Raw genomic sequence first — 19,927 nt, forward strand, 5'->3', positions numbered from 1 at the left:
GGATCAGACCTTTTCGACTTCAGGCCGGCCGAGAATGCCGGAGGGCAGGAAGATCAGCACGATCGCTAGGATCGAGAAGGCGGCGACGTCCTTGTAGTCGATCGAGAAATAGGCCGACCACATGCTCTCGATGAAGCCGATCAGCAGTCCTCCGAGCACGGCGCCAGGCAGCGAGCCGATGCCGCCGAGCACGGCCGCCGTGAAGGCCTTCACGCCCGGCACGAAGCCGTCTGAGAACACCACGACGCCATAATACATCAGAAACAGCGTGCCTGCGACGGCGGCAAGGGCCGCGCCCATGATGAAGGTGATGGAGATGGTGCGGTCGACGTCGATGCCGAGCAGCGCGGCCATCTTGCGGTCCTGCTCGCAGGCGCGTTGCGCCCGCCCCAGCGCGGTCCGGTTGACGAGGTACCAGAAGATCGCCAGCAGCACGATGGTGACGATCACGATGAGGATCTGCTTCAGCGAGACGCTGATGCCATCGATCGTATAGACCTGGCTGACCAGCGGCGGGATCGGCTTGTTGCGCGGACCTTGCGTGACTTGCACGAAGTTGGACAGCGCGATCGACATGCCGATGGCGGTGATCAGCGGCGCCAGGCGGAACGAGCCGCGCAGCGGACGGTAGGCAACCTTCTCGATCGTCCAGTTGTAGAGGCTGGTGAGAAGCATCGCCACGATCATCATGATCAGAAGCGCCACCACGACCGGCACCGAGTAGAACATCGCGCCAAGGATCAGGAAGACGATGAGCGCCGTGAAGGCGCCGACCATGAAGATGTCGCCATGGGCGAAATTGATCATGCCGATGATGCCGTAGACCATCGTATAGCCGATCGCGATCAGCCCATAGATCGATCCCAGCGTCAGCCCGTTGATAAGCTGCTGGACGAAATATTGCATATTTATGCGGCTCCCCTGGAATGTCGCCCTTCAGGACGCATTCCTTTTCGTATTTCCCCTAGTCGTAAAGTTTCGAGCCCGGATTGCAACGTGATTTTTCAATCGCTCCGCGCGGTTTGGAAGCACGCCGCCCGATTGCCCGTTTTATCGCGCCCGACCCCTGGACTATCGCGGACCCTATCATTGGCACAACGCAATGTCTTTGACGATTCAACCTTATGATGGGCCTCCTGTCGAAGAAACCAGCGTCAAAATAAGTTGATGAGGTGAATCCTTGCATGAACCGAAGCGCTCGGTTTCGCGCCACCGCGCCTTCCGCAAGGTCAGGATTCCCTCGTCTGTGACGGGCATGTGACGGCGCCGCGCCTTCGGTCGAGGGCGCCGCGCCACAATAGAAAACCTTGAAGCGAAGCCTCAGTAAGCAGAGCCTCCCTCTCCATTGAGAGTGTGCCTCTCAGTGCCTTTGAGCGGCGGATTGAAGACACTCACCAGCACCATGTCGCCGGCGCTGTCGGCCCGCAGGAAATGATCGTCATGGGCATCGAGAACGTAGACCGTGCCCGGCTCGACGCGATGGACGGTGCCTGTCATGTCCTCGACTTCGCCGCTGCCGGCGATACAGTAGCAGGCCTCCAGGTGCCGCCGGTACTGCAGCCGCGATTCGCTGCCGGCTCGCACCACCGTGTGACATATGGTGAAGCCCATGCCGTCCTGCTGTGTCAGCAGCCGATGGCTGGTGCCATTGCCCCAATCGACGAAGAAGTCAGTTTTTTCTATATCAGCCAATTGTCTGGTGAACATTGTGGTCTTCCATGAAATCAGGTTTGAGAAGCAGCGGCGCGCCTCGAATTCGCCGACAGGCATCGACTTCTTGGTCCAGCCCGCCTAGATTTTATGCTGCCGCCCCCTAATCAGTGACTCAGGTCAGGTCGTGCTTCAAATGACGGATTTTGGCTTTTCCTGTTAGAGAATTTTACAGATGGATTATCTGCCGCTGAACGCGATCCGAGCCTTTGAGGCGACCGCTCGCCATCTTAGTTTCTCGGCTGCCGGCGAAGAGCTCCACGTCACCCACCCTGCTATTAGCCACCAGATAAGGCGGCTGGAGGAATGGCTCGGCGTCGCATTGTTTCAACGCGACGCCCGCAAGGTGCGCCTGACGGAGGCCGGGCTGATCCTGCAGGCGTCCGCGAGCGCGGCGCTGACGGAATTGGGCGCGACCTGCCGCCGCATTCGCAGAAACGCCGCCCAGGCATCGCTGTCGGTGGGCTGCATTCCCTCGATCGCCAGCCGCTGGCTGGTGCCGCGCCTGTCGGACTTCACGGCGCGCCATCCCGAGATCGCGATCCGGGTGGCTTACGCCAAGGCCGAAGATCGGCTCGATGACGACAACGACGTCCTGATCACCCTCGGCGCAGATCCCTCGCCGCATGTCATGAGCCTCAAGCTGTTTTCCCGCATAAGCCGGCCTGCCTGCAGCCCGCACTATCTTGCGCGGAAGGGGCGGCTGGAAACGGCGGCGGCGATCGCGGCGGCCGACCTGTTGCATGACGAGACGCGCCAGGGCTGGCAGGAATGGTTTTCCAAGGCCGGGGTCAAAGGGCGCGATGTTGGGAGCGGCCCGGTTTTTGCCGATTTCAACATATTGGCGACGGCGGTCATTGCCGGGCACGGTATAGCGTTGTGCCCGGTCGAGGTTTTTCGCGAAGAGCTCAGGCGCGGCGACCTCGTTGTCCTCTCCGATATTTCGACCGACGACGACAAGGGTTATTTCCTGACGATGTCGGCGCAACCCTCGTCTGCCGAGGCCAGGTTCGCCGAATGGTTCCGCGATCAGGTCTCGGTCAAAACCGAGGCCTGACCGCAGCCGGTTGGATATTCCGGCTGACGATCACGTCACGATGAACCCATGCGCGAACGGATCTCGGTCGTCGATGAAGATGGTGTTGAGCCCCGTCATCCGTGCCCAGCCGCCGATCGAGGGAATGATCGCCGGCTTGCCCGCCACGCTGACCTCTTTTTCGACCCTGCCCTTGAACAGCGAGCCGATGATCGATTCATGCACGAAATTGTCGCCGGGCTTGAGGTTGCCCTTGGCATGAAGTTGCGCCATGCGCGCCGAGGTGCCGGTGCCGCAAGGCGAGCGGTCGATCGCCTTGTCGCCATAGAACACGGCATTGCGGGCGTCGGCTTCGGCATGTTTCGGCTTGCCGGTCCACAGCATGTGCGACAGCCGGTTGATGCCGGGGTTCTCCGGATGCACGAAGGAGTATTTCTCATTGAGGCGCTGCCGTACCACCGGGCTCCAGGCGATGAGGTCGCCGGCTGAATGGTCTGCCATGTCCCGGTAATTCTTCTGCGGCTCGACGATGGCGTAGAAATTGCCGCCATAGGCGACGTCGACGCTGATCTCGCCAAGCACCGGGCATTCTACGGTCAGGCCTTCGGCATAGAGGAAGGACGGCACGTTGGTGATGCGCACCTCCTCGACATATTCGCCGACCTGGCTGTATTCGGCGACGACCAGGCCGGCCGGCGTGTCCAGCCTCAGCACGCCCGGCGTCTTCGGCTTCACCAGCCCGTGCTCGATGGCCATCGTGACGGTGCCGATCGTGCCGTGGCCGCACATCGGCAGGCAACCCGACGTCTCGATGAACAGGATGGCGATATCGCAGTCGTCGCGCGTCGGCGGATAGAGGATCGAGCCCGACATCACGTCATGGCCGCGCGGCTCGAACATCAGCCCGGTGCGGATCCAGTCATATTCGGCGAGGAAATGCGCTCGCCGCTCCATCATCGTCGCGCCCTCGAGCGGCGGCCCGCCGCCGGCGACCAGACGCACCGGATTGCCGCAGGTGTGGCCGTCGATGCAGAAGAAGGATTTTTTGGCCATGATGCTTCCTGACTATCAGAACCGTTGCGGACGGAAAGGGGTGAGATCGAGCGGCGGAGTCTGCCCGAGAACGAGATCGCGGATCAAGCGGCCGGTTGCCGCCGACTGGGTCAAGCCGAGATGGCCGTGGCCGAAAGCATAGTAGACGTTCGGCGCCCGCGCCGCGCCGATCACCGGCAGGGAATCCGGCAGCGACGGACGAAAACCCATCCACTCGCGGCCGCCCGACGGGTCGAGCCCCGGCAGGAAACGCTTCGCCTTCTCAAGCATCGCCTTCGAACGGGCGAAATTCGGCGGCCGCTCGATGCCGCCGAGCTCGACGGCGCCACCGACGCGCAGGCCCGTTTGGAGCGGCGTGATGACGAAGCCATGTCCGGAAAAGATCAGCTGCCGCTTCACGTCGAAGGCCGATACCGGCAGCGTGGTGTTGTAGCCGCGCTCGGTTTCGAGCGGGATGCGGTCGCCGAGATGTTTTGCCAGAAGATGCGACCAGGCTCCCGCGGCGATCACGAGTTTCCTTGCCTTGCGCCTGGTGCCGTCGGCGAGCACGATCGTGGCGCCGTCTGCGCCAGCCTCGACGCACTCGACCCGCGCATGCTCGAACCGGGCGCCGAGTTTTTCCGCATAGGCCCAGACCGCCTTGCCGAGCAGCTTCGGATCGGCGACCGTTTTCCAGCCCGGCACGAACGTGCCCTTGACGAAGAGCGGCGAAAGACCCGGCTGGAGCGCGGCCATCTCATCGCCCTCGACATGGCGGAAGCCGATGCCGAAACGCTGGCGCTCGGCCCAACCGGGCAACGAGGCGCGAAACTCGGCCTCGCTCTCATAGAATTCCAGCGAACCATCCTCGCGCAGCATCGGCCGCGTGCCGGAGCGGTCGAGCAGCTGCATCCATTCGGCCTCGGCGAGCTTCATCATGCCGGCCTGCGTGGCAAGGCTGGTCTCATAGTGCTTCGCCGCGCCCGCCCGCCAGAAGCGGATCAGCCAGGGCAGGAGTTTGGGCAGATAGGCCGGCGGAATGGCCAACGGCCCGAGCGGGTCGGCGAGCCATTTCGGCAATTGCCTGATCATCCCCTTATGCGCCAGCGGCAGCACGTCGGAGAAGGCGAAGGCGGCGGCATTGCCGGAACTCGTCTCCTCGCAAATGCCGGTGCGGTCGAAGACGGTGACGCTGCGCCCCGCTTCCGAGAGCAGGGTCGCGGCGCAGATACCGATGATGCCGCCGCCGATGATGGCGATGTCTTCCGCTTCTCCCTGCGAACGGGGAGAAGGTGCTCGAAGGGCGGATGACGGGCCGCCCCTCTCCTCGGAATTTCCCTGCACGAGAATGCTACCTCTTATTCGGCCGCCACCAACTTGTCCGTCGATCGGGGAGACGTCTGCAGCGACGGCAGCTTCGGCCGCACCGCCAGCGCATCCCGGACGATCTTTTCGACCGCCTTGCGGTGTTCGCCCGACAGCGGCCGGCGCGGCATGCGCACGCGGTCATTCGTACCGATCGCCAGCACTTCGGCAAGCTTGATATTTTGGACCAGATAGGTCGAGACATCGAGGTCGAGCAAGGGCCGGAACCAGCGATAGATCGCCAGCGCTTCCTCTCGACGACCTTGCCGCATCAGTTGGTAGATTGCGACCGTCTCGCTCGGGAAGGCGGTGACCAGGCCGGCGACCCAGCCGATGGCGCCGACCGACAGCGCCTCGAAGGCGAGATTGTCGACGCCGGTGAAGAGGTCGTAGCGGTCGCCCAATCGGTTGATGATCTCGGTCGAACGGCGGATGTCGTCGGAGGATTCCTTGATGGCGACGAAGCGCTTGTCGGACGCCAGCTCCTCCATCAGCTCGACGGTCACGTCGACGCGATAGGCGAGCCGGTTGGAATAGATCATCACCGGCAGGTCGCCGGCTTCCGCCACGGCGCGGAGCGCCGCAACCGTCTCTTGGCGGTCGGTGTGGTAGATCGGGCTCGGCACCACCATCAGCCCGTCGGCGCCTTCCTTGGCGGCGCGCCTGGCGATAGCAGCCGCCTCACGCGTGCCGGGTTCGTTGATGGTCAAAAGCACCGGCTTCTTGCCGGCGACTTTCTGCGCCGTCTTCAGCACCTCGATCTTCTCGTCTGGCGACAGCATCGGCCCCTCGCCGAGCGAGCCGCAGACAATGATGCCGTCGCAGCCGGCCTCCATCTGCAGGGAATAGCAGCGCTCCATTTCGGCATGGTCGAGGCAATCGTCGGCGGTGAATTTGGTCGTGACGGCAGGGAAAACTCCGGTCCACATGGCTGTCTCTCCAATTGATATATCAGCAGTATATCTATTAAGAGCTGGCTCGTCAACGCTGAATCCATTATGATATATGAAAAATATATCAGGAGCCTGCCATTGATCTCCCCGCTGATATCCGCTGACGCGAACGCGACCTTCGAGCCGGCGGCGACCAGGGCCTATCGCGCGCTGGAGCACATGATCGTCACGCTCGAGCTTGCGCCGTCGAGCTTCGTCACCGAAGGCGCGCTGATCGACCGGCTGGGTCTCGGACGCACGCCGGTGCGCGAGGCGATCCAGCGGCTGGCCTGGGAAGGGCTTCTCGACATCAGGCCCCGCGCGGGCATCGCGGTCGCGCCGCTGCACGCCGGCGACTGGCTCCGGGTCCTGGATGCGCGGCGCGGCATTGAAGTCGTGCTCGCCCGCTCGGCCGCCCGCTTCGTCACCCGCGAGGCCGCCGACCTGTTCCATGAGGCGGCTCTGGCGATGCAGAAGGCGGTGATCTCGGGCAACGTGCTTGCCTTCATCCAGGCCGACAAGGCGCTCGACGAGGCGCTGGCCATCGCCGCCGACAACCCCTTCGCGGCGCGTGTCGCCGCCCCCTTGCAGACCCACAGCCGTCGCTTCTGGTATCGCTACAAGGCCGACACCGGCCTCGCTGAATCGGCCGAGCACCACGTCGCGCTGATCCGTTCCATCCTCGACGGCGACGAGGAGGCAGCCGCCAAGGACGCCAAGAAACTGATGGCGCTGCTGCGCGGCCACGCCGAGATCGCCGCGACGCGCTGAGCAAGCGTCCTCAGCCGCCCGGCTGCCAGACCGGAGTGGCCAGCGTATCTTCCCACCCCTCGCCTGCGGCCAGGATGCAGCTCTGGTTTTTGACGTCGGTCATCAGGATGGTCCAGCTTCCGCTTGCCGAGACGAACACCTCGAAGATGGCGGCTTCTCCGGCCACGCCATAGCCCAGCCGCTTCTCCTCGAATGCCTCCGCCAGCCTCGCAACCAGATAGTCATGGCCGCCGCAGATGACTTGCGCCCGGGCCGGAACGGCCGGCAGCGCCATCATGGCGCCAACGGCTGCAAGCTTGATCCATCGAAACGAAAATTCGCGTGCCATGGGGCACCTCCTTCGCCTTCGCATTCCGGCAAGGGAGGCTCATTCGGCCGCCTCAGTGTGCCGGAAGGCTCCAGGCCGGATTGGACGTCTTCATCGCGTCACTCCTTCTGGGTTCCGGTCTGTCGTCGGGAGATCATGACTCCTTGGATTCGATATGGTGAAGCTCGGCTTCGTAAACAAGCGGCGCCACGGAAAGCGCTTTCCTGGTGCTGCTTGACACTAGACGCAGGAGCCGATGTGGCGCTCAGCCCAGTTCCCTGGCAGTTCAGGCGCCCGGCATCGCCGCCGTGATCGTCGGGCTGTCCCAGCCCTCGCCGACGGAGAGCACGCAGCTCTGGCCCTTGGTGTCGGAAGCGAGCACCGTCCAGCTGCCCTGTTCCGAGACGAATATCTCGAGCACGACGTTCGGATTGATCAGGCCGCGCCCGGCCTCGGTTTCGTGGAACTTGTCGCCAAGGGCCTTGATGATGTCGGCGCGCGCCGCACATTGCGCCGCCGCGCTCGCCGGCGCGGCTCCAGCGGTCATCGCAGCCGCCGCCAATATCGTCGCCATAAGAAATCGTGTCATCTGACACCTCCTCGCGCCAGACGAGAACCCCGGCTTGAACCGGCGCTGCTTGGTTGCCTGCACGTATGGCAGGAATACAGCCTAAGGCGGATGGTGGTCTGTTGGTTCCATCACACGGCGATGGAAATTATTAGAAGGTGCGGATGTTCTGTGGACGTGCCCGTGACGTAGGTCATTTATTTGGCCGGGCTGCGAAACCAGCAAAGCGGCAGTCGGAGCCCACGTCCGAACGCGGATGACTCCAAAAAAGAAGCGCGGTTTGCACCGCGCTTCTTTAGAGTCGACTCGAAAATCGTCCGGCTAGTTCATCGTCGGGATGACGAATTCCGCGCCGTCCTTGATGCCGGACGGCCAGCGCGAGGTGACCGTCTTGGTCTTGGTGTAGAAGCGGAACGCGTCCGGGCCATGCTGGTTGAGATCGCCGAAGGACGACGCCTTCCAGCCGCCGAACGTGTAATAGGCGATCGGAACCGGGATCGGCACATTGATGCCCACCATGCCGACCTGAACTCTGGAGGCGAAGTCACGCGCCGCGTCGCCGTCGCGGGTGAAGATGGCGACGCCATTGCCCATTTCGTGGTCGTTGGCGAGCTTGATGGCGTCCTCGTAGCGAGGCGCGCGCACCACCGAGAGCACCGGCCCGAAGATCTCTTCCTTGTAGATGCGCATGTCGGCGGTCACGTTGTCGAACAGGCAGCCGCCCATATAGTAGCCGTTCTCGTAGCCCTGCATCTTGAAGCCGCGGCCGTCGACGACGAGCTTGGCGCCTTCCTTGACGCCGATATCGACATAGCCCTTCACGCGCTCCAGCGCCTGTGCCGTCACCAGCGGGCCGAAATCGGCGGAAGAATCCGTCGAGGGGCCGACCTTCAGGCTTTCGACGCGCGGCACCAGCTTTTCCATCAGCCGGTTGGCGGTGTCGTTGCCGACCGGGACTGCCACCGAGATCGCCATGCAGCGCTCGCCGGCCGACCCATAGCCGGCGCCGACCAGGGCGTCGACGGTCTGATCCATATCGGCGTCGGGCATGATGATCATGTGGTTCTTGGCACCGCCGAAGCACTGCACGCGCTTGCCGGCCGCGCAGCCGCGCGCATAAATGTACTGGGCGATCGGCGTCGAGCCGACAAAGCCGACGGCCTTGATGTCGGGATCGTCGAGGATGGCGTCGACAACTTCCTTGTCGCCGTTGACGACGTTGAGCACGCCTTCCGGCAGGCCGGCCTCGATGAACAGCTCGGCGATGCGGAGCGGCACGCCCGGATCGCGCTCCGAAGGCTTCAGGATGAAGGCGTTGCCGCAGGCGATCGCCGGGGCGATCTTCCACAGCGGGATCATGGCCGGGAAATTGAACGGCGTAATGCCGGCGACGACGCCGAGCGGCTGGCGCATCGAATAGGTGTCGATGCCGGGGCCTGCCCCGTCGGTGAACTCGCCCTTCATCATATGCGGCGCGCCGATGCAGACCTCGACCACTTCGAGGCCGCGCTGGATGTCGCCGCGCGCATCGGCGATCGTCTTGCCGTGCTCGCGCGCCAGGATGTCGGCCAGCTCGTCATAGTCGCGCTGGACCAGCTCGAGGAACTTCATCAGCACGCGCACGCGGCGCTGCGGGTTGGTGGCGGCCCATTTCGGCTGCGCCGCCTTGGCATTCTCGACCGCGGCGCGCAGCTCCGCCTGCGAGGCGAGCGCCACTGTGCCGCGCACGGAGCCGTCCATCGGCTGCATCACATCCTGCTTGCGGCCGCTGGTGCCGGCGACGCGCTTGCCGCCGATGAAATGACCGTATTCGATCATGCCTTCTCTCCCTTGTTTGGTGATGATGCCATTGTCCGCCTTTGCGGCGGCGATGGCAACGCGAGCCAAAACGCAACCGTTGTGCGGAAAATAGACATCGACCGAGGCGCGTGCATTAATTGTCGCAAATGGCGACATGTCGAAAGGATCGAAGGTTGAGTTCCTTCACACCCGCTCCTGATCAGGACCGCCCCCATGAACTGGGATGACGTCCGCATCTTTCTCGCCGTGGCGCGCGCCGGGCAGATCCTCGGCGCGGCCAAGCGTCTGGAGCTCAACCACGCCACCGTCTCGCGCCGCATCGCCGCGCTCGAGGAGGCGCTGCGCACAAAGCTCTTCCGCCGCTTGACCACCGGCAGCGAGCTGACGCCGGCCGGCGAGTGCTTCCTCGACATTGCCGAGCGCATGGAAGGCGACATGATCGCCGCACGCTCGACCATTGCCGGCGAGGGCGACGACGTTTCGGGCACGGTTCGCATCGGCGCGCCGGACGGCTTTGGCGTCGCTTTCCTGGCAAAGCGGCTGGGCGAACTGACCGCTTTGCACCGCGAGCTCACCATCCAGCTGGTGCCGGTGCCGCGCTCCTTCTCGCTGTCCAGGCGCGAAGCCGATATCGCGATCACCGTCGAGCGGCCGACTGAAGGCCGGCTCGTGGCGGGCAAGCTTGTCGACTACACGCTCGGCCTCTTCGCCTCCCGCAGCTATGCCGAAGCCAACGGCCTGCCGAAAGCGCCGGCCGAGCTCGGCCGGCACACGCTGATCGGCTATGTGCCGGACCTCATCGTCAGCCCCTCGCTCGACTATGCCGCCGAGTTCAGCCCCGAATGGCGCACCAGCTTCGCCATCTCCTCGGCGCTCGGCCAAGCCGAAGCGGTGCGCTCCGGTGCCGGCATCGGCATCCTGCACACTTTCGTCGCCCGTTCGATGCCGGAGCTGGTGCCGGTCGACATCGTCGCGCCCATCCGTCGCGCCTACTGGCTGGTCTATCATGAATCGGTCAGGCCGCTGCGCCGCGTCCAGCTGGTCGCCAACTTCATAACCAAGGCGGTGGAGCGGGAACGCAGCCTGTTTGTTTAATCCGCGTCGAGCACGAACGAGCTCACGATCTTCTCGGCCTCATCCGCAAGCGGCGCCCATTTCCGCTCTACCTCTTCGGAATTGTCGCCCGCGACCCCGCAATCGACGAAGCCGTAATGCGAGTTGCGCAGCGTCAGCGCGATGCGGGAATGGCCGTAGAAGCTGACATTTTCGTCGGCATAGTGGAAATCCATGTCGGCGATCCGCACCGGATAGCCGTCCGGGAAATGCGCCAACCTGTCCTGGCGGAAGGCTGCAGACTGATAGGCGACACCGACCATGGTCTGCCAGTTGCTCACCTGCCAATCTTCCTCCATGAACGCCCTGACGTCGGGTGGATTGTCGGGAGCGGTCGGATCGTAGGCATTTTCCGACACGCGGCAGGTGAGTCCTCCTTCGCCGGATTTGATCTTGAGCCGAATGGTATTGTCAAAGGCGGTTTCGCTCGCCCATTCCTCGGGATAGGTCAGCGAAAAGCCGTGCTCCCTATCGTGAACGGTCTTGTCCGCGGCAAACGCCGCCGAGGCGCAGGTCAGATATGCGGCCGCCGTCGCCAAAAGAAAAAGACGCATCCAAAATCCCCTCGCTGCGGCCGATCCTATCACAGGCAGTTGGTCGTCGCCGCCTTGCCTGCGCCACAAATTCGGCGACTGTGGCACCGGCGCGCTTCGCCATGCCACGATGGAGCGCTGGAGCAATTCCAAGAATTGCGCCAAAACAAAGGGATAGAGCGGTTCGCCGTTTCTGTGAAACGGTGAAACGCTCTGGGGACATCTTCGGAACGCCGGCGGAGAAATGCGAGCCGTTCTTGCCATTCTGCCGCTGCTTTTCCTGTCCGGCTGCGCCAACCCCTGGGCGAAGGTTCCGCAAGCCGAGCTGCCGAAGCCGATCCGCTATGCCATGTCGCGCCCCTCGCCTTTCGTCATCGGCAATTATTGCGGCCCTGGCACGCGCACCGGCGATCTGTCGGCAAAGCCGGTCGACCGTCTCGATGCCGCCTGCCGGGCCCACGACGCCTGCTACATCGCCCGGCATAATCATTGCGACTGCGACGGCGCGCTCGTCGCCTCCGCCAGGAAGATCCGCGACGACAGGACGGCGCCGCGCAAAATGCGCAGCGAGGCCGAGCTGCTGATCGCCACCTTCACCTTTCCCGTCTGCAGGATCTTTCCGCAAGGGTTCCTGCCGCCGCGCGATCCCGCCGAGCTCAAGGCCATGAACGGAGCGGCTGGATGAGCCTCAAATCGGCTCTCACCAAGCCATTGCTTGGACTGGCGCTGGCGGCAGTTGCCGGTTGCGCCGGCATGCCTGGACATTCGGCCTGCGCCTTCTTTCCGGGCGACGACGCCTGCGGCCGCCTGCCCGTCTCGGCGGACGGCAGCGGCGCCCAGATCGCCGCGCCGCACTATTTCGCGAGCGACGGCAACAGTGCCTACGAGAAGCAATTCCAGGCGCTGCTCGCCCAGAGCCGCCTCGACGCGCTCGACCGCGCCAACGGCACAGGCCGCTTCGGCCGGGACTGGCGCGATGTCCAGAACAGCGGCTTCCATGCTACCTATGCGGCGCTGCAACGGTTGGCCCAACCGCTCGGCGACCCCGAGCTCACGCCGACACAAGGCAAGCCGGGCGAAGGCCGGTTCACCGGCCGCTGGCGCATGTCGCGGCAGACGCTCTATCTTGATGCCGCCGCGCGGCCTTTGTCGCCCAAGACCTTCAGTTTCTCCGGCCTGCAGGCGCGTTCGGTCGAGATCGTGCTGCGCCAGGCAGGCCAACAGCCTGTCGACATCGGCGGCACCTGCAACGGCCCGCTCGCGATCCGGGCATCGGGCCGGTCCACCACGGTCGCCAGGGCCTCGCCGTTTCATCTGAGGCTGCCGGCCGCGGAAACCTCGGTCAGCCTGTTTCCCGCCGAAGCGCTGACCCGCTGCGATCTTCGCGTCACCTCGGCGCTGGCACCGGCCGGCGCGCCGCTGATCCTGTTACGGGAGGAAAGCGCCGACCCTTGGATCGCGAGACTCGACAGCCGCTACGACCGCTGTCCGGTGCCCGATCCGGCGGGCATGGAGGAGCTCGACCGCGCCTTTTATGCCGGCCGCTGGCTGTCGCAGACCTGCGCGCTGCCATTGGGGTCGCCGACCTTGCTTCGCAAATCGCGCGACGGCTTCAACGCCAAGGTCGAAGCCTTGCTCGGCAGGACGCTGCCGGACAGCGCCTTCGACAAGGCCGATCCCGAGCTCCCGCTCGATTTCTCCAACGCGCCGAAGCTCAGGCTGATCTATCTGTCGTCGCTTGAGTTCAAGGCGGATTTCTCCGGCCGCCTCATGGAGCGGCTGATCCGCCATCACGCGGCGCGGGGCACCAAGGTGCGCATCCTGGTCACCGACGTGCTGGAGCGGCAGAAGGACGACGCCATGCTGCACCGGCTGGCAGCCGAATTCCCCAATGTCGAGCTGCAGGAATATCGCTGGCAGGCCGATCACGGCGCGCCCTTTGACGAGCAGATCGCACAACTGCACAGGGTCCATCACGTCAAGATGCTGGCGACTTTGGCCGAAGACCCCAGACGGTCCCGCGTCATCATCGGCGGCCGCAACATCCATGACGGTTTTCTGTTCCACAAACCGGTCGACCTGACCCGCTACCCGGAGCTGGAACAATACGGCAAGACCGACGGCCTCTCGCTGAATTACTATTCCAACTGGAGCGACTTCGACATAGAGATCGCCGACCCGGCGACCGTCGAGACGCTGGCCGCGCATTTGTCGACCGTCTGGCTGCGCGATGCCGACACCAACCTGTCGCGTCCGTTCTCCGTCCCGGTTCGTTCCGGCGCGGCCCGGCGCGGCGTGGCGCGGCATTTCATTTCCGTGCCCTATGAGGACGGGCACGCGCTGGAGGCCTATTTCGTCGAATTGATCGACAACGCCGAGCGTCGCATCGAGATCGTCAATCCCTACCTCAACCTGACGCCCGATATCGCCCGGGCCTTCGACCGGGCGCTGGCCAGGGGCGTGAAGATCGACGTCGTCGGCCGCATCGATCTCAAGGGCGATATCGGCGGCCGGTTCCTCACCGCGCTCAACAAGCTGTTCGTCGAGAAATATGGCGACCGCATCAACATCCGCGAGTTCAAGGCGCCGGATGTCGTGCTGCATTCCAAGATCATGATGATCGATGGGAGGCTGGTCGCCATCTCCTCGGTCAACCTCAACAACCGCAGCTTCTTCCATGACTCGGAGAACGGCATGGTCGTGCTCGATCCGGCATTCTATCGCCGCATGAAGCCGGTCTATGACGATTACCTCGCCCATTCGCGCCCGGTCGCCACCGATGTCACGATCGGCTGGGCCTACCGGCTGCTGTTCAGCAACAAATGGGTCCAGGAGGCGTTCTGAGGGATTGAAGCGCGCCTTCAGTCCGCACCGACGCGACGCGGTTAGATAGGCTTCAGATACCGCTCCGGGCTCAGATCGCGCGCGTTGATCTCCGGCACCCGGTTCGACATGATGTCGGCCAGCACCTTGGCCGAGCCGCAGGCCATGGTCCAGCCGAGCGTGCCGTGGCCGGTGTTGAGGTAGAGGTTGGCAACCTCGCTCAGTCCGACCAAGGGCGGTCCGTCGGGCGTCATCGGCCGCAAGCCGCACCAGAAGCTCGCCGCCTTGAGGTCGCCGCCGCCGGGGAAGAGATCGCCGACCGAGTGTTCGAGCGTGCGGCGGCGCGATTCATGCAGGCGAAGATCATAGCCCGAAATCTCCGCCGTGCCGCCGACGCGGATGCGGTCGCCGAGCCTGGTGATCGCCACCTTGTAGGTCTCGTCCATGACGGTCGACACCGGCGCGGCCTCGGCATTGCTGATCGGCACGGTGATCGAATAGCCCTTCACCGGATAGACCGGAATCGGCCGCCCCAGCGAGCGCATGAATTGCGCCGAATAGCTGCCCATCGCCATCACGAACGCGTCCGCGGTTCTCCATCCGTTGTCGGTAAGCACATTGGTGAGGCGATTGCGGTTCCTGACGATGCGCCGGATGGTCGAGCCGTATTCGAAGGTCACGCCGCGCGCCACGCAGAGTTCGGCAAGCTTGTCGGTGAACATCTTGCAGTCGCCGGTCTCGTCGCCCGGAAGCCTGAGTCCGCCGACGAATTTGTCGCGCACCGCCGCAAGCGCCGGCTCGGCGGCGACACAGCCATCGCGGTCGAGGATCTCGTAGGGCACGCCGTATTTCTTCAGCACCTCGACGTCGCCGCCGGTGCCGTCGAGCTGCTTCTGCTTGCGGAAGAGCTGCAGCGTGCCTTTGGCCCGTTCGTCGTAGGTGATGCCGGTCGCCTCGCGCAGCGCTTTCAGCGTGTCGCGGCTATATTCGGCAAGCGGCACCATGCGCGACTTGTTGAGCGCGTAGCGCTCGGCCGTGCAGTTGCGCAGCATCTTGAGCAGCCACGTCCACATATTCGGGTCGAAAGCCGGCCGCACCACCAGCGGCCCGTATTTCATCAACAGCCATTTGACGGCTTTCACCGGGATGCCCGGCCCGGCCCAGGGCGAGGCGTAGCCGGGCGACACTTCGCCGGCATTGGCGAAGCTGGTTTCGAGCGCCGGTCCCGGCTGTCGATCGTAGACGGTCACTTCATGACCGGCCTCGGTGAGGAAATAGGCGGTGGTGACCCCGATCACGCCGCCGCCCAGCACGATGACTTTCATTCTATGTTCCCTCAAAGGCCGATCAGGCCGCGGAAGGGCCCGGATCGTCCCCATCTGTCTGCCGGATTTTGCCGCGCCCGCCAAGTGGCCAGTCATTGGCGGGTACGCTGTGGACCAGCTTGAGGACATGATGAGGGCGTTCGGCGGCGCGCTCCTGTGCTTCCCGCCGCGCCGCTTCCGGCTGATAGGCTACGTCCTCGAGAAGCACCTCCTCGGCAGAGCCGTCGGGCCGCTCGCACAATGTCGATTGGCCCGCCTTCATGCCAAGCAGGCAGAGGCCGTGCCATGTGGCGACCGGCAGGCCGGAGCCGACGGGAGCGGATGCTTCGGCCTGCACCAGCGTGCGCGTTTGCGATGAACCGCCGTCGACACGGAAGATCACCCGGCTGTTCAGCGTCGCAAGGTCGGGCTCGAGGGCCCCCGTCGCAATGACCCGGCTTTCGGCGAGCTTGCGTTCGAGCATCGGTGCGATCGGATCGGCAAACGCGCGGCGGCGCATCAGCATCGCCTCGATCACGGCGAAGTCCTTGGCCGTCAGGCGGTAGACGATCCTGGTCATGGCACCCTCCCCGATGGCTCGACGGCGTCGATCGTTGCCGAGAGAACCCGGCTGTTGCGGCTGCGCCAGGAAACCGTGCCGCCGGCCCGCGCGCCGATTAGCGCCGTTCCAAGCGGCGTCAGCACCGATATGCGTCTTTCGGCGATGTCGGCCTCCGCCGGATAGACCAGCGTCACCGTCTGAATGCTTCCCTCCGGATCCTGAAGCGTCACCGTCGAGCCCATCCGCACCACGTCGGCAGGCATTGCCTGCTCAGTGGCGACCCTGGCGCGATCCATCTCGGCAAGCAGGTCCTCAGCCATATCGGGCACGCGGTCGAGAAAGGCCCTGGCGAGGCTGCTCAGCCGGTCGTGGTCCGCCGCGCTGACAAGGATGGTGTTTCGCGAACGCGATTGCGTTGCTGCATGCATGGCATACCTCATATGCTGGCGCATCGGTTGCCCGAATGCGCGCAAGCCGCCACGTTGAAGGCGGCAAACAAAGCCCGGCCGCAAGGGCCGCAGGCTCGATGAAAATGTCTGGAATTAAACGCCCCGGTTCACGCGGCTGCCGGCATTGGCGGCCACGCCGGGGCTACGCTCCCGCGATGGGGCAAACCCTGAAGCAGGTTTTGATGTAAGCGAGGTTGCTCATGCCCCGAACCTTGCTGAGAAGCCTCGGCTTGTCAAGCAAGGCGCCTTGTCTCAATCGCCGATGTAACGGCGGTGAAAGCGCGCACCCAGGCTGGTCAGCACCTCGTAGCCGATCGTGCCGGCGTGGCCGGCCGCGTCGTCGACGCTTTGCGACGGGCCGATGAGCTCGACGAGATCGCCCTCGCCGAGCCGGCCGGCCGGAAGCGCCGAAATATCGAGGATGATCGAGTCCATCGACACGCGGCCGACGAAGGGCAACCGCACGCCCTCGAACCAGGCGGCCGAAGCGGCGCGCCGGTGCCAGCCGTCGCCATAGCCCAGCGAGATGGTCGCCAGCCTGAGCGGTCCGTCCGCCTGATGGGTGTGGCCGTAGCCGATGCCGGTCCCGGCACCGATCTCGCGCGTTTGCGCCACCTTGGCCTGCAGGCGTATCACCGGGAGCATCGGGTTGGGCGCGTGAGGCGTCGGGTTGACGCCGTAGAGCGCGGCCCCCGGGCGGGCGAGGTCGTAATGATATTCCGGCCCGAGAAAGATGCCGGACGAATTGGCCAGGGAGGCGGGCGCCACGGGCAGCAGCTTGCGCAGCTGCTCGAATTCCAGCCGCTGCTTCTCGTTCGCCGCCTGCTGCGGCTCATCGGCGCGGGCGAGATGGCTCATCACGAAACGGATGTCGATGCCGTCGAAGGCGCCGGCCCCGCCCGCGACCGTCTCGACCTCCGCCGGCGCCATGCCGAGCCGGGCCATGCCGCTATCCACCTGGATGGCTGCCGGCAGGCGCCGACCTGCGCCCCGCGCCGTCTCGCGCCAGGCCTTCAGTTGAACGGCGCTGTTGATGACCGGGCAAAGCCCGGCCGCCAAGGCTTCCGCTTCCGAACCCGGAGGCAGTCCGTTCAGCACGAACATGTCCGGCCCGTGGCCGATCGCCTTGCGCAGCGCGGTGCCCTCGCCGAGCAGCGCGACGAAGAAGATGTCGCAGCCCTCTTTCGCCAGCGCCGAAGCCACTTGGGCGGCGCCGAGCCCATAGCCGTCGGCCTTGAGCACGCCGGCGCAGCGGGCGCCGCTCAGCCGCGCCTTCAGCCGGCGGTAGTTTTCCCGGATGGCGCCAAGGTCGATCGTTAGGATCGCGCCGGCGGCCGCCTCGCTGACCGTCGAACCGCTGTTTGCGTCATGTGCCGGAAAACCGCGTCCGGTGTCGTCGTTCATGGCGACCCCCGCTCATTGCATGGGCAATCAATACGGCCATGGAGCCGCCGCGACAACCGGGGTGGATGAGGCCAGTCAGGAAGCCAGGTGCTCGAACGCCGCCACCACCTGCTCATAGACCTTGCGCTTGAACGGCACGATCAGTTCGGGCAGCTCCCGCATCGGCCGCCACGCCCATTCGTCGAATTCGGCCGTGTGGCCGCCGGGCGGGGGGTTGATCGCGATCTCGCTCTCGTCGCCCTCGAAGCGATAGGCGAACCATTTCTGCGTCTGGCCGCGATAGCGGCCCTTGAAGGCGACGCCGACCAGATGCGGCGGCAGGTCGTAATTGATCCAATGCGGCGCTTCGGCAAGCAGCGACACGCTGCGCATGCCGGTTTCCTCGTAGAGCTCGCGCCCGGCGGCCTCGATCGGCTCTTCGCCCTTGTCGATGCCGCCTTGCGGCATCTGCCAAAGCTGCGTCGTGCCGGCGAACTCGCTGTCCGCCTCGGCGATGCGGTGCCCGACCCAGACCAGGCCGGCCTTGTTGAGGATCATCAGCCCGACGCAGGGACGGTAAGGCAGCGTTTCGGGATCGATCTTCTTAGTCATTGGATTATACAGCCGTTTTGAGAATTCGCTCCGGCGAGGCAGGTGGCGAGTGGTTTCGAGAACCGGAGCGGAGCGTACTTAAAGTACGCGAGCACCGGAAGCGCAGAAAACGCCGCCAGATGCCCGCCGGAGTAGAATTATCAAGACGGCTGTTACCCCTTTTGCGGATCGACGGCCACCGCCGAGATCGGCACGATCTCGATGCCGCGCTTCTTCGCTTCGGCAATCCAGGACGTCACCGTGTCGACGGTGATGTCGAACGCCGAACCGATGCCGACCGCGCTGCCCTTGGCCCGAGCCGTCGCCTCAAGACTGTCCAGCTTCTTCAGGATTTCGCCGCGATCCTGCACGGCATCGATCGCCATGTCGCCTGCGACGAACGGCACGCCGTCCTTCAAGGCAAGCTCAGGCGCGACGCTGCGCGCGGAAGACCCGTCGTCGATATAGGCAAGTCCCCGCTTGCCGAGCTCGGCCATGAACGGTTCCATCGCCTTCGTGTCGGCCGAAAAGCGCGCGCCCATATAATTCATGACCCCGGTATAGTTCGTGGTCCTGGACAACGCCCAGCGCAGGCTCTTCAGGTTCTCGTCCGGGCTGGCCGACACCGTCAGCGTGTTGCGGCCGGGGTTGACGTTGGGATAGTCGAACGGCTCGAGCGGCACCTGCATGACGATCTCGTGCCCGCTCTGCCTTGCCGCCTGCATCCAGCGGCCAATGCTATTGCCTTGCGGCGCGAAGGCCAGCGTCACTTCGGCCGGCAGCTTGGCGATCGCCGCTTGCGTGCCGGTCTGCGACACGGCGAGCCCGCCGATGACGATCGCAACACGCGCCCCGCGCGCCCCCGACCACCGCCGCGCATAGACGTCGAAGGGCCGCCTGCCGTCAGCGGAGCGCATCGGCAGCGGACCGGTGTCGCTGGCCTCGATCAGCGCCCTGTCCGGAATGTGGGCGATTTTGAGATTCTGCCCGAGTGTCGAGGGATCGCGGATGACGATCGCCGCCTTCGGTGGCCCGTCGCCCTCCTCGGTCTGGACGTGGATGATCTGCGGCCCGCCGCTCTTCATCGGCGTGCTGGCCTGTGGCGTCGCCGCCGCGACCGGAGCCGGTGCGGGAGGCGGCGCGGGTGCGGCGGGAGCGGCGACCTTCGGCGTCGAGACCGCGATTTCTTCCGGCTTGCGGAACGGCTTTTCACGCAGCGCGATCGCGCCGGAGACGCCGATCACGGCAAGCACGGCGACCGCGGCGGCAAGGGTGCCGCCGCCGATGCCGCGGCGCGCGGAGCGCTTGGCCGGCAGCGACTGTCCGAGCGGGCGTTCGATATCTTTGCCGATGTCTGCCAAGTTAAGTTCCCAGCACCCTCCGTGAATGTCACGTTAAACGTGAAATCCTGCGCATTCTTCGGCGCTATACCTCAGACGCGTGGCGCCCAGATCAGGATGACGTTTCGTTGAATCGCCATCCTGATCTAACTTTTTGTTGGAGCATGATCTTTTCCGAAAACCGGTTCCCACTTTTCGGGATCATGCTCTTAGCCTCGGTCCCCGAATCAAACTGCCGGAACCTCGCGGTCCCGGCAGCATTGCATTGCTTGGCTTGATCGGCCAGAGCCCCGCTCCGGCCGAACCGC

The 19,927-nt window shown here is 64.7% G+C and carries 20 protein-coding genes; 5 read left to right on the plus strand and 15 right to left on the minus strand.

Annotation, left to right across the window (positions count from 1 at the left end; genetic code table 11):
• Positions 1 to 3 precede the first annotated feature (3 nt).
• Positions 4 to 906 (minus strand): branched-chain amino acid ABC transporter permease, encoded by a 903-nt coding sequence (locus ACVMIM_RS01880; protein ID WP_041004611.1) that lies wholly within the window; start codon positions 904 to 906, stop codon positions 4 to 6.
• A 414-nt stretch (positions 907 to 1,320) separates the two neighbouring features.
• A complete protein-coding gene (locus ACVMIM_RS01885; RefSeq protein WP_476117067.1) occupies positions 1,321 to 1,707 on the minus strand; it encodes an ectoine synthase in 387 nt (128 codons plus the stop codon).
• A 178-nt stretch (positions 1,708 to 1,885) separates the two neighbouring features.
• Between ACVMIM_RS01885 and ACVMIM_RS01890 the strand changes: the two genes are divergently transcribed.
• A complete protein-coding gene (locus ACVMIM_RS01890; protein WP_476110048.1) occupies positions 1,886 to 2,767 on the plus strand; it encodes a LysR substrate-binding domain-containing protein in 882 nt (293 codons plus the stop codon).
• Between the two features lie 30 nt (positions 2,768 to 2,797).
• On the opposite strand, the gene ACVMIM_RS01895 is transcribed toward ACVMIM_RS01890, so the two are convergent.
• The 3 genes from ACVMIM_RS01895 to ACVMIM_RS01905 are packed head-to-tail and all read right to left on the minus strand — an operon-like array spanning position 2,798 to position 6,072.
• Positions 2,798 to 3,799 (minus strand): 4-hydroxyproline epimerase, encoded by a 1,002-nt coding sequence (locus ACVMIM_RS01895; protein ID WP_476110051.1) that lies wholly within the window; start codon positions 3,797 to 3,799, stop codon positions 2,798 to 2,800.
• Positions 3,800 to 3,814: 15 nt separating this feature from the next.
• Positions 3,815 to 5,122, minus strand: coding sequence for an NAD(P)/FAD-dependent oxidoreductase (locus ACVMIM_RS01900; RefSeq protein ID WP_476110052.1), 1,308 nt, complete (start codon positions 5,120 to 5,122; stop codon positions 3,815 to 3,817).
• Positions 5,123 to 5,136: 14 nt separating this feature from the next.
• Positions 5,137 to 6,072, minus strand: coding sequence for a dihydrodipicolinate synthase family protein (locus ACVMIM_RS01905; RefSeq protein WP_476110054.1), 936 nt, complete (start codon positions 6,070 to 6,072; stop codon positions 5,137 to 5,139).
• 69 nt (positions 6,073 to 6,141) lie between these two features.
• On the opposite strand from ACVMIM_RS01905, the gene ACVMIM_RS01910 reads away from it, so the two are divergent.
• A complete protein-coding gene (locus ACVMIM_RS01910) occupies positions 6,142 to 6,846 on the plus strand; it encodes a GntR family transcriptional regulator (RefSeq protein ID WP_476110056.1) in 705 nt (234 codons plus the stop codon).
• A gap of 10 nt (positions 6,847 to 6,856) precedes the next feature.
• On the opposite strand, the gene ACVMIM_RS01915 is transcribed toward ACVMIM_RS01910, so the two are convergent.
• The 3 genes from ACVMIM_RS01915 to ACVMIM_RS01925 all read right to left on the minus strand — a co-directional run bounded on the left by ACVMIM_RS01915 (position 6,857) and on the right by ACVMIM_RS01925 (position 9,539).
• Positions 6,857 to 7,174, minus strand: coding sequence for a hypothetical protein (locus ACVMIM_RS01915; RefSeq protein ID WP_476110058.1), 318 nt, complete (start codon positions 7,172 to 7,174; stop codon positions 6,857 to 6,859).
• Between the two features lie 265 nt (positions 7,175 to 7,439).
• Positions 7,440 to 7,742, minus strand: coding sequence for a hypothetical protein (locus ACVMIM_RS01920; RefSeq protein WP_476110060.1), 303 nt, complete (start codon positions 7,740 to 7,742; stop codon positions 7,440 to 7,442).
• Between the two features lie 300 nt (positions 7,743 to 8,042).
• Entirely contained in the window at positions 8,043 to 9,539 is a 1,497-nt protein-coding gene (locus tag ACVMIM_RS01925) for a CoA-acylating methylmalonate-semialdehyde dehydrogenase (RefSeq protein ID WP_041004793.1), read from the minus strand.
• Between the two features lie 195 nt (positions 9,540 to 9,734).
• Here ACVMIM_RS01925 and ACVMIM_RS01930 point away from each other — a divergent pair, with 195 nt between their 5' ends.
• Positions 9,735 to 10,616 (plus strand): LysR family transcriptional regulator, encoded by an 882-nt coding sequence (locus ACVMIM_RS01930; RefSeq protein ID WP_476110061.1) that lies wholly within the window; start codon positions 9,735 to 9,737, stop codon positions 10,614 to 10,616.
• Here ACVMIM_RS01930 and ACVMIM_RS01935 read toward each other — a convergent pair.
• On the minus strand, positions 10,613 to 11,188 hold the full coding sequence (locus ACVMIM_RS01935; protein WP_476110063.1) for a hypothetical protein: 576 nt from the start codon (positions 11,186 to 11,188) through the stop codon (positions 10,613 to 10,615). The genes ACVMIM_RS01930 and ACVMIM_RS01935 overlap by 4 nt on opposite strands.
• 223 nt (positions 11,189 to 11,411) lie before the next feature.
• Between ACVMIM_RS01935 and ACVMIM_RS01940 the strand changes: the two genes are divergently transcribed.
• Positions 11,412 to 11,852 carry a hypothetical protein gene (locus ACVMIM_RS01940; protein ID WP_476110064.1) on the plus strand — a complete coding sequence of 147 codons (441 nt, stop codon included), beginning with the start codon at positions 11,412 to 11,414 and terminating at the stop codon, positions 11,850 to 11,852.
• A complete protein-coding gene (locus ACVMIM_RS01945) occupies positions 11,849 to 14,011 on the plus strand; it encodes a phospholipase D-like domain-containing protein (RefSeq protein WP_476110065.1) in 2,163 nt (720 codons plus the stop codon). The genes ACVMIM_RS01940 and ACVMIM_RS01945 overlap by 4 nt, the downstream gene beginning before the upstream one ends.
• 41 nt (positions 14,012 to 14,052) lie before the next feature.
• Here the strand turns inward: ACVMIM_RS01945 and ACVMIM_RS01950 are convergent, their stop codons facing one another.
• The 6 genes from ACVMIM_RS01950 to ACVMIM_RS01975 all read right to left on the minus strand — a co-directional run bounded on the left by ACVMIM_RS01950 (position 14,053) and on the right by ACVMIM_RS01975 (position 19,640).
• Entirely contained in the window at positions 14,053 to 15,444 is a 1,392-nt protein-coding gene (locus ACVMIM_RS01950; protein WP_476110067.1) for a D-amino acid dehydrogenase, read from the minus strand.
• Positions 15,338 to 15,874 (minus strand): GreA/GreB family elongation factor, encoded by a 537-nt coding sequence (locus ACVMIM_RS01955; protein WP_476110068.1) that lies wholly within the window; start codon positions 15,872 to 15,874, stop codon positions 15,338 to 15,340. The genes ACVMIM_RS01950 and ACVMIM_RS01955 overlap by 107 nt, the downstream gene beginning before the upstream one ends.
• Complete coding sequence (gene rnk, locus ACVMIM_RS01960; RefSeq protein ID WP_476110069.1) at positions 15,871 to 16,284, minus strand: nucleoside diphosphate kinase regulator; 414 nt, start codon at positions 16,282 to 16,284, stop codon at positions 15,871 to 15,873. Before rnk ends, ACVMIM_RS01955 begins: the two co-directional genes overlap by 4 nt.
• A gap of 273 nt (positions 16,285 to 16,557) precedes the next feature.
• The gene (alr, locus tag ACVMIM_RS01965; protein ID WP_476110071.1) at positions 16,558 to 17,709 is read right to left on the minus strand and encodes an alanine racemase; all 1,152 of its coding nucleotides are present in this window, start codon (positions 17,707 to 17,709) and stop codon (positions 16,558 to 16,560) included.
• Positions 17,710 to 17,784: 75 nt separating this feature from the next.
• Positions 17,785 to 18,300, minus strand: a complete 516-nt coding sequence (locus ACVMIM_RS01970; protein ID WP_041004581.1) for an RNA pyrophosphohydrolase — start codon at positions 18,298 to 18,300, stop codon at positions 17,785 to 17,787.
• Positions 18,301 to 18,452: 152 nt separating this feature from the next.
• The gene (locus tag ACVMIM_RS01975; protein WP_476110073.1) at positions 18,453 to 19,640 is read right to left on the minus strand and encodes a divergent polysaccharide deacetylase family protein; all 1,188 of its coding nucleotides are present in this window, start codon (positions 19,638 to 19,640) and stop codon (positions 18,453 to 18,455) included.
• Positions 19,641 to 19,927 lie beyond the last annotated feature (287 nt).

The organism is Mesorhizobium sp. USDA 4413, assembly GCF_056280365.1.

Coding starts and splice junctions, on each gene's coding strand:
- ACVMIM_RS01880 (WP_041004611.1), bottom strand. CDS start 906: ATGCAATATTTCGTCCAGCAGCTTATCAACGGGCTGACGCTGGGATCG.
- ACVMIM_RS01885 (WP_476117067.1), bottom strand. CDS start 1,707: ATGTTCACCAGACAATTGGCTGATATAGAAAAAACTGACTTCTTCGTC.
- ACVMIM_RS01890 (WP_476110048.1), top strand. CDS start 1,886: ATGGATTATCTGCCGCTGAACGCGATCCGAGCCTTTGAGGCGACCGCT.
- ACVMIM_RS01895 (WP_476110051.1), bottom strand. CDS start 3,799: ATGGCCAAAAAATCCTTCTTCTGCATCGACGGCCACACCTGCGGCAAT.
- ACVMIM_RS01905 (WP_476110054.1), bottom strand. CDS start 6,072: ATGTGGACCGGAGTTTTCCCTGCCGTCACGACCAAATTCACCGCCGAC.
- ACVMIM_RS01910 (WP_476110056.1), top strand. CDS start 6,142: ATGATATATGAAAAATATATCAGGAGCCTGCCATTGATCTCCCCGCTG.
- ACVMIM_RS01915 (WP_476110058.1), bottom strand. CDS start 7,174: ATGGCACGCGAATTTTCGTTTCGATGGATCAAGCTTGCAGCCGTTGGC.
- ACVMIM_RS01920 (WP_476110060.1), bottom strand. CDS start 7,742: ATGACACGATTTCTTATGGCGACGATATTGGCGGCGGCTGCGATGACC.
- ACVMIM_RS01925 (WP_041004793.1), bottom strand. CDS start 9,539: ATGATCGAATACGGTCATTTCATCGGCGGCAAGCGCGTCGCCGGCACC.
- ACVMIM_RS01930 (WP_476110061.1), top strand. CDS start 9,735: ATGAACTGGGATGACGTCCGCATCTTTCTCGCCGTGGCGCGCGCCGGG.
- ACVMIM_RS01935 (WP_476110063.1), bottom strand. CDS start 11,188: ATGCGTCTTTTTCTTTTGGCGACGGCGGCCGCATATCTGACCTGCGCC.
- ACVMIM_RS01940 (WP_476110064.1), top strand. CDS start 11,412: ATGCGAGCCGTTCTTGCCATTCTGCCGCTGCTTTTCCTGTCCGGCTGC.
- ACVMIM_RS01945 (WP_476110065.1), top strand. CDS start 11,849: ATGAGCCTCAAATCGGCTCTCACCAAGCCATTGCTTGGACTGGCGCTG.
- ACVMIM_RS01950 (WP_476110067.1), bottom strand. CDS start 15,444: ATGTCCTCAAGCTGGTCCACAGCGTACCCGCCAATGACTGGCCACTTG.
- ACVMIM_RS01955 (WP_476110068.1), bottom strand. CDS start 15,874: ATGACCAGGATCGTCTACCGCCTGACGGCCAAGGACTTCGCCGTGATC.
- rnk (WP_476110069.1), bottom strand. CDS start 16,284: ATGCATGCAGCAACGCAATCGCGTTCGCGAAACACCATCCTTGTCAGC.
- alr (WP_476110071.1), bottom strand. CDS start 17,709: ATGAACGACGACACCGGACGCGGTTTTCCGGCACATGACGCAAACAGC.
- ACVMIM_RS01970 (WP_041004581.1), bottom strand. CDS start 18,300: ATGACTAAGAAGATCGATCCCGAAACGCTGCCTTACCGTCCCTGCGTC.